12 protein-coding genes are annotated in these 12,728 nt (G+C 40.5%); 6 read left to right on the top strand and 6 right to left on the bottom strand.

The window, feature by feature from the left end; all coding sequences use genetic code 11:
* Nucleotides 1-3: 3 nt before the first annotated feature.
* Nucleotides 4-483, top strand: coding sequence for a tRNA (cytidine(34)-2'-O)-methyltransferase (locus tag PVK70_RS13200; RefSeq protein WP_130043997.1), 480 nt, complete (start codon nucleotides 4-6; stop codon nucleotides 481-483).
* Nucleotides 484-567: 84 nt separating this feature from the next.
* On the opposite strand, the gene cysE is transcribed toward PVK70_RS13200, so the two are convergent.
* From cysE to PVK70_RS13220, 4 genes are all read right to left on the bottom strand, one after another.
* A complete protein-coding gene (gene cysE / locus PVK70_RS13205; RefSeq protein ID WP_130048558.1) occupies nucleotides 568-1,389 on the bottom strand; it encodes a serine O-acetyltransferase in 822 nt (273 codons plus the stop codon).
* Between the two features lie 18 nt (nucleotides 1,390-1,407).
* The gene (gene gpsA, locus PVK70_RS13210; RefSeq protein ID WP_130048544.1) at nucleotides 1,408-2,439 is read right to left on the bottom strand and encodes an NAD(P)H-dependent glycerol-3-phosphate dehydrogenase; all 1,032 of its coding nucleotides are present in this window, start codon (nucleotides 2,437-2,439) and stop codon (nucleotides 1,408-1,410) included.
* Nucleotides 2,440-2,589: 150 nt separating this feature from the next.
* Nucleotides 2,590-3,060: a protein-export chaperone SecB gene (gene secB, locus PVK70_RS13215; RefSeq protein WP_130043838.1), complete on the bottom strand. Its 471-nt coding sequence runs from the start codon at nucleotides 3,058-3,060 to the stop codon at nucleotides 2,590-2,592.
* A gap of 129 nt (nucleotides 3,061-3,189) precedes the next feature.
* A complete protein-coding gene (locus PVK70_RS13220) occupies nucleotides 3,190-3,627 on the bottom strand; it encodes a rhodanese-like domain-containing protein (protein WP_130043837.1) in 438 nt (145 codons plus the stop codon).
* Between the two features lie 222 nt (nucleotides 3,628-3,849).
* Between PVK70_RS13220 and PVK70_RS13225 the strand changes: the two genes are divergently transcribed.
* Nucleotides 3,850-4,995, top strand: coding sequence for a murein hydrolase activator EnvC family protein (locus PVK70_RS13225; protein WP_130048543.1), 1,146 nt, complete (start codon nucleotides 3,850-3,852; stop codon nucleotides 4,993-4,995).
* An 81-nt stretch (nucleotides 4,996-5,076) separates the two neighbouring features.
* Here the strand turns inward: PVK70_RS13225 and PVK70_RS13230 are convergent, their stop codons facing one another.
* Nucleotides 5,077-5,610, bottom strand: a complete 534-nt coding sequence (locus PVK70_RS13230) for an FxsA family protein (protein WP_130043835.1) — start codon at nucleotides 5,608-5,610, stop codon at nucleotides 5,077-5,079.
* Nucleotides 5,611-6,040: 430 nt separating this feature from the next.
* Between PVK70_RS13230 and aspA the strand changes: the two genes are divergently transcribed.
* Together aspA and PVK70_RS13240 are read left to right on the top strand one after the other, a co-directional pair.
* Nucleotides 6,041-7,489 carry an aspartate ammonia-lyase gene (gene aspA, locus PVK70_RS13235; RefSeq protein ID WP_130048542.1) on the top strand — a complete coding sequence of 483 codons (1,449 nt, stop codon included), beginning with the start codon at nucleotides 6,041-6,043 and terminating at the stop codon, nucleotides 7,487-7,489.
* Nucleotides 7,490-7,655: 166 nt separating this feature from the next.
* Nucleotides 7,656-8,957, top strand: a complete 1,302-nt coding sequence (locus PVK70_RS13240) for an anaerobic C4-dicarboxylate transporter (RefSeq protein WP_130048541.1) — start codon at nucleotides 7,656-7,658, stop codon at nucleotides 8,955-8,957.
* Between the two features lie 66 nt (nucleotides 8,958-9,023).
* Here the strand turns inward: PVK70_RS13240 and PVK70_RS13245 are convergent, their stop codons facing one another.
* On the bottom strand, nucleotides 9,024-9,449 hold the full coding sequence (locus tag PVK70_RS13245) for a universal stress protein (RefSeq protein WP_130048540.1): 426 nt from the start codon (nucleotides 9,447-9,449) through the stop codon (nucleotides 9,024-9,026).
* 228 nt (nucleotides 9,450-9,677) lie between these two features.
* Between PVK70_RS13245 and PVK70_RS13250 the strand changes: the two genes are divergently transcribed.
* Both PVK70_RS13250 and nagB read left to right on the top strand, forming a co-directional pair.
* Entirely contained in the window at nucleotides 9,678-11,528 is a 1,851-nt protein-coding gene (locus PVK70_RS13250; protein WP_130048539.1) for a protein-disulfide reductase DsbD, read from the top strand.
* A gap of 107 nt (nucleotides 11,529-11,635) precedes the next feature.
* Nucleotides 11,636-12,436, top strand: coding sequence for a glucosamine-6-phosphate deaminase (gene nagB / locus PVK70_RS13255; protein ID WP_130048557.1), 801 nt, complete (start codon nucleotides 11,636-11,638; stop codon nucleotides 12,434-12,436).
* Nucleotides 12,437-12,728 lie beyond the last annotated feature (292 nt).

The raw sequence follows: 12,728 nt of genomic DNA on the forward strand, positions 1-12,728 counted from the left end.
ACTATGTTTGATATTGCGTTGTACGAACCTGAAATCGCCCCAAATACGGGTAACATCATTCGCCTGTCTGCTAACTGTGGTGCAAACCTGCATTTAATTGAACCATTAGGATTCGATTTAGAAGAGAAAAAACTTCGCCGAGCAGGGTTAGATTATCATGAATTAACCCATGTAAAACGCCATAAAGATTACGCTGCCTTTCTTGATTATTTAGAAAATGAAAGTGAAGGTGAACACCGTATCTTTGCCTGCACAACCAAAACGACAGGCCATCACACCACTCCAAGCTATCAAAAGGGAGATGTGTTGTTATTCGGCCCAGAGACTCGTGGATTGCCCGCTGATTTAATTGATGGCTTACCAATGGAACAACGTGTTCGAATTCCTATGATGCCAGACAGCCGCAGTTTAAACTTATCAAACTCTGTTGCTATCATCGTATTTGAAGCGTGGCGTCAAATGGGATTTGAAGGCGGGTTATAATTCCAAAGCTCATAGCTCATAGCTCAAATACAAAAATAGCCACTCAATAGTGGCTATTTTTATACGCATAAGGAATGGGATATATTAAATTCCATCACCAGACATAAACGTTTGTGACTTACCATTAAACTGTTGGTCCATATCGAGCGATGGCATTTCAGAGCTAGGGCGCCCAACAATTTTAGCAGGAACACCGGCAACCGTAGTATGTGGAGGGACGGCTTGCAGAACCACAGAGCACGAACCAATCTTAGCACCAACACCCACTTCAATATTACCTAAAATCTTCGCACCCGCACCGATCATAACGCCTTCACGGATCTTAGGGTGACGATCGCCACACTCTTTACCCGTACCACCGAGTGTCACATCTTGCAGAATAGAAACATCATTCTCAACCACGGCCGTTTCACCAATGACGATGCCCGTCGCATGGTCAAACATGATCCCTTTACCAATGGTCGCCGCAGGATGCACATCCACCTGACAAGCAACAGAAATTTCATTTTGCAGATACGTCGCTAATGCAACACGACCTTGCTTCCAAAGCCAGTTCGATACACGGTACCCTTGCAATGCATGATAGCCTTTTAAATACAATAAAGGCATTGAGTACATAGAAACCGCAGGATCTCGAGTCACAGTCGCGCAAATATCGCACGCAGCCGCATCGGTAAGAGAAGGATCAGAAGCAAATGCTTCCTCTACCACTTCACGAACTGCCATTGCAGGCATAGAGGCTGTCGCCAACTTATTCGCTAAAATATAACTTAATGCTGCAGCAAGGTTTTCATGTTTTATGATGGTGGCATGATAAAAGCTTGCAAGCATAGGTTCTTGTTCTGACTGCTCACGCGCTTCTCGAACAATGCACTCCCATACTTGGTGTTTTTTACATTCTTTCATTTTCATACCATCCTTGAATTACGATTCTGATTTCTTATCTCGCGCTAATAAGTCCTGCGCAGCAACTCTTGCATCTTTTCCTTGATACAATACTTGATAAATTTGCTCAACTATAGGCATTTCAACACCCATACGATCAGCAAGTAGCCATACTTCTTTGGTATTGCGATACCCTTCAACCACTTGACCAATTTCTGCTTGAGCGCTATCTACGTCACCGCCTTGACCTAAAGCCAAACCAAAACGACGGTTACGAGATTGGTTATCGGTACACGTTAACACTAAATCACCTAAGCCAGCCATCCCCACAAAGGTTTCAGCTTCTGCGCCTAAAGCCACGCCTAAACGAGTCATTTCAGCCAAACCACGGGTAATTAATGCAGTACGAGCATTAGCACCAAAGCCAATACCATCAGACATACCCGCACCAATAGCGATTACGTTCTTCACCGCTCCGCCTAATTGCATTCCAGTAAAATCGTTATTGGCATAAACACGGAATGTCTTTGAGCAGTGGATTTTTTCTTGTAAATCTTTAACAAACTCTTGGTCAGGAGACGCAACAGCAATCGCCGTTGGCATACCAGATGCAAGTTCTTTAGCAAAAGTAGGTCCAGAAAGCACAGCCAGTGAATGAGATTCACCTAACGCTTCTACTGCCACTTCTTTTAATAAACGACCTGTTTCAGGCTCTAGTCCTTTTGTCGCCCAACATATACGAGAATCATCACGTAAGAATGGTTTTACATTACCTAGTACCAAACCAAAAACATGACTTGGAACTACAACCAGTAAATCGCGACTTGCTTGCACTGATTTTTCAAGATCCGTAGACATGATTAATGACGGTGGGAAAGCAACACCCGGCAAAAACTCTTCATTAGCACGATCGGCTTCAAGGCGAGCCATATGTGATTCTTCATGACCCCATAAAATCACTTTTGCACCATTACGAGCAAGAGAGATAGCAAGAGAAGTTCCGTATGAGCCTGCACCAAGTACGGTCATGGAAATATCAGAGTAATCGGTTTGTGTTGTCATTGTGACCATCCAAAACAAGTATCAAAGGATACTAGAGTAATAAAAGCAAAATGCACTTTTTATCAAAATTTAATTTCTATATTCAGTATAGAAACTATCTTAGATAAAAAAGTGCATTTATTCTCTACAAATTAATCAATAGCGCAAGGCTATTCATTATTAAGCTTCAGAAGGCGCAGCTGCGTTTTCTTGAGCTTGGTTTTGTAGGTAATTCATGAACAATGCGTCAAAGTTAACTGGTGCAAGGTTCAATTGTGGGAACGTACCTTTAACCACTAGGCTAGAGATCGTTTCACGAGCATATGGGAACAGAATGTTCGGGCAGAATGCACCTAGGCAATGTGCTAGTTGAGCTTCTTCCATTTGGCCAGCAGTAAAGATACCACCTTGTTGTACTTCACAAAGGAATGCAGTTTCTTCTTCGTTCTTAACCGTAACAGTTAAACGTAGAACGACTTCGTAAACACCTTCGCCTAGTTCACGGCTTTGAGTATCAAGGTCCAGTTTAACATCTGGATTCCACTCTTTTTGGAACATAGTTGGAGAGTTAGGAGCCTCAAAAGATACGTCTTTTAGGAAGATACGTTGAATTGCAAAGTTTTGTTGCTCTTGTTGTGCTGCTTCAGCCATGGGAAAGTCCTTTCTATATATGTATGTATGAATGCAGAATAACGCTGTGATATTACTCTGCATTCGTGATATCTAAAAAATGGGCCAGATATCACATCAAAATGAATCAGTTGCTTATGAAATGGGCAATTACTTTTTGCCTTTTACTAACGGTAGGTTAGCTTCATTCCAAGAGATTAGGCCATTCTTAAGCAATTTAACTTGCTCAAAACCTTCTTTATGCAGATCATTTGCTGATGCTTGAGCGGTTTGGCCTGTTTTACATACCACAATAATTGGGGTTGTTTTTGAGTTTTCAAGACCAGCTAGGTTACCGGCTTTAATATCACTTGGTAAAATGTGACGAGCACCCGTAATATGGCCTGATTTAAACTCATCTTTAGAGCGAATATCTAGCACAATCGCATCTTCGCGGTTCATCAGTGTTGTTGCTTGTGAAGGATCCACTTCTTGGTAGCCAGCGGTTTTCTGTTTTACTACGTTTTGAATCAACGCAACAACAATACCAATCCACACAACAGCTAAAATCATGTTATTGGTTACAAAATCGATGATTGACGTTTCCATATTCTTTATCTCTGATTTTTGGATAACCACATGCCATTAGACAATGTCAGTTACCATGGGCTCTAAAATGAAGTCGAAAGTATACCCTAGGGTTTGTTCGGAGACTAGCGAGGATAAAAAAACTGATAAGAACAACAAAAATGCTGTGATATTGGTTTTACAATTGAGACCAAATAAAAACTCTATCTAGTCAGAACTCACTCTATCTGAAATAATGCAGCGATGAACATATCCTTTTTTAATAAGCCTATTCCTAGTCGTAAATTTGTTACGACCGCGATCGTGTGCCTGACATTTGCACTTCCTCTTATCGCTCATGCGAATGACGCTGAATTAAAAGGAATGAAACAAGAAATATCTCGTCAGAGCTCGGTATTAAGTAAACAGAAGAAAGAGCTATCAAGTCTTCAATCTAGCCTTAAAAAGTACGAACTATCCATTGCTAACGCCTCCAAAAAAGCGCGCAATGCAGAGCGAGAACTCGCAGCGGTAAAACGCTCGATAACCGAATTAAAACAGCAACAATCAGAGCTTACTCAACAACAAATTGGACAAACTGAAGTATTAAAAGACTTACTCGTCAATTACTACTTAATAAGTCGTAATAATCAACTTTCTAATGTGCTCAGTGGCGATGACGTCACTAAAATCGATCGCATGACACAATACGCTCAACGTATTTCTGAAGCCCAAGTGGGTGCGATTTCTCAGTTAGAATTCACAACGATGCAGTTGAAAGAGAAAGAGGTTTCTCTTCTTAAACAGCAACAACGACAAAGTGAGTTATTAGCTCAATACAAACAAGAAAAAACCACACTGCAAACATCACAAAACAAACGTAAGAAAACCGTTTCCAGTATCAAAAAACGCATTTCAAATGAAAATGGTTATTTAAATGAACTGCAGCAAAATGAAAAACGCTTAAAAGTTGCCATCGCAAAAGCGAAAGCAAGTAACAATGTACCTATGGATGGTATTGCTCGTCAAAAAGGGCGTTTACCTTGGCCTATTAGCAACGCCAAAACACTTCATAGTTTTGGAACAAAACAAACAGGGCAGCTCACTTGGAAAGGCATGGTGCTAGCCAGTGAATACGGTACACCTGTAAAAGCCGTTGATTCTGGTAAGGTCGTTTTTGCTGATTGGTTACGAGGCTATGGCTTAATGGTGTTAATCGATCACGGTAAAGGTGATATGACACTTTATGGCTACAACCAAAGCTTAATGAAGAAAGAAGGCGATAAGGTGCAAGCAGGAGAGACGATTGCGGTTGTTGGTGACAGTGGCGGTCAAGACAGAGCTTCACTTTACTTTGAGATCCGCCGTAACAGTAAGGCACAAAACCCACGCTCTTGGTTAAGGCGTTAATCATTAGATTCAAAATATAAAAAAAACCGCGTTATGTCTGTTCATAACGCGGCTTTTTTATTTAGTTCTATAGCGAGAGGACTATTTTAAGGTTTTATTTGGATCGTCTTCTTTACGTTGAAACTCACCTTCAAATACATCGCCTTGCTGATCGTTCTGATTTGTGCGATCAAATGGGTTACCTTGATTAAACGGACCATTTTGATCAAAGCCACCACCAAACCCTGCATGAAAACCACCCTGTGATGCTCCCATGCCATTTACTTTTACACGGCTCATTAACTGTTTAGCTAAATACGCTCTCGGTGCTGGAAGCAATACCAGCATACCTAATGCATCAGTCATAAAACCAGGGACAAGCAATAACACACCAGCAACGGCAAGCATGACACCTTCTACTATTTGCTGTGCAGGTAATTCACCTTGTTGTAATTTTGATTGCACTGACATTAGAGTCTGAATGCCTTGGCTACGGACTAATGACGCACCAACAAAAGCGGTGATCAATACTAACCCAAGTGTTGGCCACATCCCTAACATGCCCCCGACTTGCACAAACAGCGCAATTTCAATAATGGGAACAAAAATAAACAATAATAATAAAATAGGAAACACAATATACCTCGATTAGATTTGATACGAACTTTCACTTTTCGCTTCATTTAGTGTAGCAGGCATTCTCTGCGAACCACTTTTTCTCTCTCTATTATGATAGATGCGGCACATCCCCTCATTTTTCAAGAAAATCTTCTGTAAAAGAGTGTAAACAGCCATCAAATTCATTAACTCGATTAGCAGTTATATAACCTATAAAGTAAATATATTAACAACTAATGAGAGCATTATCTCAATTTGAAATATTTTGCAAAAACTAGACTTAAAAAGTGATCAACTTAACACTTTTACCACTAAAGAGGTGTATGATGACGTTAAAACAAGGCATCAGGTACGATATTGATCACCCTCTGACGAACGGACTCTACTCGCAGACATGATCACTTGGACAGAATCCAATAATTAAAATATAGAACCTTAAAGGCTTACTATGACTCAGATGCTTGATTTAGAAAAAACGAATACTGCAACTCGTATTGAAGAAGATTTGCTAGGTGAACGTCACGTTCCTTCAGAGGCTTACTACGGTATTCACACTCTTCGCGCTATGGAAAACTTCAACATTTCAAATGTAACTATTTCTGATGTTCCTGAGTTTGTTCGTGGCATGATCTACACTAAAAAAGCAGCCGCTTTAGCTAACAAAGAATTAGGTGCTATCCCTTCACAAGTTGGTGAGTACATCATCAAAGCATGTGATTTAATTCTTGAAACTGGCAAGTGTATGGATCAATTCCCATCAGATGTTTACCAAGGCGGTGCTGGTACTTCAGTTAACATGAATGCTAACGAAGTTATTGCTAACGTTGCTCTTGAACTAATGGGTAAAGAGAAAGGCGAATACGACATCATTAACCCTAATGATCACGTTAACCGTTCTCAATCAACTAACTGTGCATACCCTACAGGTTTCCGTATTGCTGTATACAACAGCATGATGAAACTGATCGAAGCGATTGAATACCTAAAAGGTGCATTCGATCTTAAAGATCAAGAATTCCGTAACATTCTGAAGATGGGTCGTACTCAACTTCAAGATGCGGTTCCAATGACAGTTGGTCAAGAGTTCCACGCTTGGGGTGTTTTACTTCAGGAAGAAGTGAAAAACCTTAACTACACAGCGCAACTTCTTTTAGAAGTAAACATCGGCGCTACGGCAATCGGTACTGGCTTAAACGCAGCGACTGGTTACCAAGAAGCGGCAGTTCGTCATCTAGCAGAAGTAACAGGTCTACCATGTGTTGCTGCTGAAGACCTAATCGAAGCAACATCTGACTGTGGTGCTTACGTAATGATCCACGGTGCGCTAAAACGTACTGCGGTTAAAATGTCTAAAATTTGTAATGACTTACGTCTTCTTTCTTCTGGTCCTCGTGCTGGTCTAAATGAATTGAACCTTCCAGAGCTTCAAGCTGGTTCTTCAATCATGCCTGCAAAAGTTAACCCAGTAATCCCAGAAGTAGTTAACCAAGTATGTTTCAAAGTAATTGGTAACGATATTACAGTGACTTTCGCTGCTGAAGCGGGCCAACTGCAATTAAACGTAATGGAACCAGTAATTGGCCAAGCACTGTTCGAATCTATCGACATCTTGAAAAATGCCTGTGTGAACCTACGTGACAAATGTATCGATGGCATCACTGTGAACAAAGAAGTATGTGAAGCTCACGTATTTAACTCTATCGGTATCGTTACTTATCTAAACCCATTCATTGGCCACCACGAAGGTGACATTGTTGGTAAGATTTGTGCTGAAACAGGTAAAAACGTTCGTGATGTAGTTCTTGAGCGTGGTCTTCTAACAGAAGAACAATTAGATGACATCTTCTCTGTAGAGAACCTGATGCATCCTGAATACAAAGCAAAACGTTACGATTAATCCGTAACACCTAAAATAGCGAGCTCACTGAAGCTCGCTTTTTTTATCGTCCTAATTTTTAATCAAAAAAAACTAAGTAATCATTCATACTTTTATTGGTTTGCTGTATATAGCTGTTCAATAAAAATCTGAATAATTATTTTAAATTTTAACACTGGAGTTATCTATGATTGCTGTACAGCTTCTCGTCGTACTACTGTTCATCTATTTAGGTGCACGTATTGGCGGTATCGGTATCGGTTTTGCGGGTGGTGCGGGCGTACTTGTTCTTACCATGATCTTAGGACTAGACGCAGGTTCTATCCCTATCGACGTTATTTTAATCATCATGTCTGTTATCACTGCGATTGCTGCTATGCAAGTGGCTGGTGGTATGGATTGGTTGGTTGACCTAGCAGAAAAATTCTTACGTAAAAATCCAAAACGCATTACTTTCTACGCACCAATCGTGACTTATTTCATGACGATGCTAGCAGGTACAGGCCACACTGCATTCTCAACACTTCCTGTTATTGCAGAAGTTGCTAAAGAACAAGGTGTTCGTCCTTCTCGCCCACTTTCTATCGCTGTTGTTGCTTCTCAAATTGCAATCACTGCGTCTCCAATCTCGGCGGCGGTTGTTTTCTTCTCTGGTATCCTTGAGCCTCTAGGTGTGGATTATCTAACGCTATTAGCTGTATGTATTCCATCAACGTTCCTAGCGTGTATGGTTGGTGCATTCGTTGCTAACTTCCTAGGCTGTGAGCTAAAAGATGATGCTGTTTATCAAGAACGTCTTGCAAAAGGCCTAATTAAGATGAATGGCGAAGGTAAGCGTGAAATTTTACCAACAGCAAAAGCATCTGTTTATATCTTCTGTGTTGCTATCGTTGCGGTTGTTGCTTATGCAACGATGATCAGTGGCAGTGTTGGCCTGATTGAACACCCAACCATTGGTCGTAACGAAGCTATCATGGCATTAATGCTAACCGCCGCTGCTGCTATTGTGACGTTCACTAAAATTGATGCGTCTAAAATTGCTAATGCTGCGACATTCAAATCAGGTATGAGTGCTTGTGTGTGTGTTCTTGGTGTTGCATGGCTTGGTGATACGTTTGTCTCTTCTCACATTGGTGAAATCAAAGAGTTCTCAGCTGAGATCCTTGCACAATACCCGTGGATGCTAGCGATTGTTTTATTCTTTGCTTCAATGCTTCTTTACTCTCAAGGTGCAACAACAACGGCTCTAATGCCTGCTGCCCTTGCGATTGGTGTTGCTCCAATTACGGCAGTTGCGTCATTTGCTGCGGTAAGTGCACTGTTCGTTCTTCCAACTTACCCAACGCTACTTGCTGCGGTTGAAATGGATGACACAGGTTCAACACGTATTGGTAATCTTGTATTTAACCACCCATTCTTCATTCCGGGTGTTGCTACGATTACGACTTCAGTTGCACTAGGTTTTGTATTCGGTGGTATTATTCTTTAATAGGTGAATTGCAATAATATCCCTCAAAATGGCAGCTAATTTAGCTGCCATTTTTTTATTTCTAGCTTATGACGTAATCGGCACGACCAATATATCAATAGGAGAGTGGTGAATTAGCGGTCGAGAATAAGAAATGATTTTACTTAAGAAATCATGATGATGTCCGCAAATCAATAAATCGATTTCATTCGCTTTTACTGCTTTATCGACTTTATGGCTAAGATCTCCCGTTCCCACCCAAAAGCTCTCAATTGGAAACTGAGTATACTGCTGAAAATCATTAAGCCACTTATTTGAAGGTTCATTTAATGGTTTACGCTCAGGCTCTGCTTCTATATCAATGAGCTCAGGATAAATCTCACCATGAGTACCATCAATATGAATAAAAGACACTTTGGAACCTAATAGCTCCGCCATAGAAACGGCTCTATCAATCAACACATGACTCTCTTCTGAAAGATCCAGCGCCACAAGAATATGTTTGTATTTCATCGCTATACCCTCTGGTAATTCACCCTAATAATTAATCATCGTAACAAGCATAGTTTCTGTTCAATAAAAAGTGTGTCGTAGGGATCTCGAAACCGTGACAAATAAAAAATAATTACGCAGCTCTCCAAAGAGAAAGGAGCAGATCATTAATGCAATTGATACTATACTTGTCGAACTCTTGACCATTTCGATAGTCATACCCGTATCTATTTTAATAAAGACTTTCACATGACGAACTTACTCCGTTTTCGAGCTGCCCTTTTATCATTTTTTATTCTATTTACCTCCTTTGTCCCTCAAGCTGTCGCGTCTTTTGATCTGACGAAATTACAGGGTAAGCAAACCTCTTCTTTTGTGACCGTAAATGAAGCCTTCCCGTTTAATTTCATGCAGCAAGGAGATAGAGTCTATTTAGACTGGCAAGTGATGCCTGATTATTACCTATACCAACAACGTATTTCGGTAACGGCTAATGGCGCAAAGATTGCTGATTTAGTGATGGAAGAAGGCACGCCTTATACCGATGAATTTTTTGGTGATGTAAACATCTACACTGAACCACTTACGATCACGGTTCCTCTTATTTCGGTTAGTGATAATGCCGAGTTAACTGTTCGATACCAAGGTTGTGCGAAAGCCGGATTCTGTTATCCACCAGAGATCCGCAAAATTCCACTATCTGCATTAACAGGGCTAAGTTCATATCAAGATGAAACGGCAAATACGCATGCTGTAGCCAAAAATGATAACGCGCCAGTTGGCGTAGAAAAGAAAACATCATCAAATTCAGAGCAAAAAGAAGTATCTCAAACTCAACAGCAAGAGCTGGCTGACAACTTAGGTGATGCTTGGTGGACTCCATTTTTATTCTTAGCGCTCGGCATTGGTCTTGCGTTTACGCCTTGTGTATTGCCTATGTACCCTATCTTAACGGGCATTGTTTTAGGTGGCGGTAAACTGTCTCATGGCAAAGCCTTCAAGCTCTCTTTTGTTTACGTTCAAGGCATGGCGTTAACTTATACTTTACTTGGGTTAGTGGTTGCTTCGGCAGGCCTTCAATTCCAGGCGGCACTACAACATCCTTATGTATTGATTGGTTTGAGCATCATGTTTGTTCTGCTTGCCCTATCAATGTTTGGTGCTTACACCATTCAACTGCCAAGCAACTTACAAACAAAATTAAATGACATCAGTAACCAGCAAAAAGGCGGGAACTTAGGTGGCGTATTTGCCATGGGTGCAATTTCAGGTTTAGTGTGTTCGCCATGTACGACAGCTCCTCTTTCGGGTGCATTACTTTATGTTGCCAAAAGTGGTGATTTACTTACTGGTGCTGTCGCTCTGTACGCTTTGGCTATTGGTATGGGGATCCCACTAATTCTAGCCGCTGTATTTGGTAATAAACTGCTACCAAAAGCCGGTGTATGGATGACGCATGTAAAAACACTGTTTGGTTTTATTTTACTTGCCGTTCCAGTGTTCTTATTAGAGCGAATCCTTCCACATAACGTAACTCCATTTGTTTGGTCTGCGTTAGGTGTTGCAGCATTTGGTTGGCTTTATCATGTTAAAGCAACCATGCCCCAATCTTGGAAAACGAGTGTCGCTGGGATCATCGCTATCTTAGGTATTGTTGGCTCAGCAATCCCTGTAATTGATGCTATTTCAGGTAAGGCACATACTGAAATAAACACCACCACTCAAACTGTCACGTTTAAAAAAATCGCTAATTTAGAAGATTTGAATCGAGAACTTGAGGCGGCAAAAGCCCAAGGAAAATCCGTCATGCTAGACTTTTATGCTGACTGGTGTGTCGCGTGTAAAGAATTTGAAAAATACACCTTCCATAATGAAAAGGTAGAGCCGCTCTTAGGTCAATTTATCTTGTTGCAAGCTGACGTAACCAAAAACAGTCCAGAAGATATTGCCCTATTACAACAGCTAAAAGTTCTTGGATTACCAACCATCGATTTTTGGAATGCAAATGGGGATTATTTATCGAATGCTCGATTAACAGGATTTATGAAAGCAGAGCCATTTATGAACCATTTGCAGCAAAGTGTGAGCTCGGTTAAATAATTTAGTTCCTTTATTGACCAAAATCATTAGCATTAAGAAGATACTTATTTTACAATGCGAATTAACGCAATTAAGCAAACTATTACATTAATTTTTTGAGGTATATGATGAGACTTATTCCATTAAACCAAGCAGAACAAGTAGGCGCATGGTCAGCACAGCACATTGTTAACCGCATCAATGAGTTTAACCCAACAGCAGATCGTCCATTCGTTCTTGGCCTTCCAACTGGTGGTACTCCTCTTAATACTTACAAAAAGCTAATCGAACTGCATAAAGCTGGTAAAGTAAGCTTTAAGAACGTAGTAACATTCAACATGGATGAGTACATCGGTCTTGATTCTAACCACCCTGAATCTTACCGTACTTTCATGTTTGAAAACTTCTTCAACCATGTAGATATTCAAGAAGAAAACATTAACCTTCTAAACGGTAACACTGATAACCACGAAGAAGAATGCCAACGTTACGAAGACAAAATTAAGTCTTACGGTCGTATTAACTTATTCATGGGTGGTGTTGGTAACGACGGTCACATTGCATTCAACGAGCCTGCTTCTTCTCTAGCATCTCGTACTCGTATCAAAACACTGACTGAAGATACTCGTATTGCTAACTCTCGTTTCTTCGATGGCGATATCAACCAAGTACCTAAGTACGCGTTAACAATCGGTGTTGGTACTCTGCTTGATTCTGCTGAGATCATGATCCTAATTACTGGCCACAATAAAGCTCTTGCACTACAAGCTGCTGTTGAAGGTTCAGTAAACCACCTATGGACAGTTTCTGCGCTTCAACTTCACCCTAAATCGGTAATCGTTTGTGATGATGCATCACAACAAGAGCTGAAAGTGAAAACAGTTAAGTACTTTAAAGAATTAGAAGCAGAAAACATCACTCACGTGTAATTTTTGACTTCAATTAAATAAAAAAAGGAGAACATAATGTTCTCCTTTTTTTTAATTTGATTAACCACATCGTCTCATATCCCCTAGTTAGTAAATTCATCCGCTTTTATTTTCCTACCTCCTTCTTTTATTCAGAACATTCACAGTCTTTTTAAAACCTAATTCTTTGCTTTTGGTAAACGACACCCACGATTAACCAAGATAGACCTTAATACCCCCACCCCTTAAGGGGTAATTGTATTTGTAATAAAATTTCACTTTAAGGTATTAACAATGAAGCCATTTAATTCGA

It is taken from the genome of Aliivibrio sp. A6, from assembly GCF_028765505.1.
Classification (GTDB): Bacteria; Pseudomonadota; Gammaproteobacteria; order Enterobacterales; family Vibrionaceae; genus Aliivibrio; species Aliivibrio finisterrensis_A.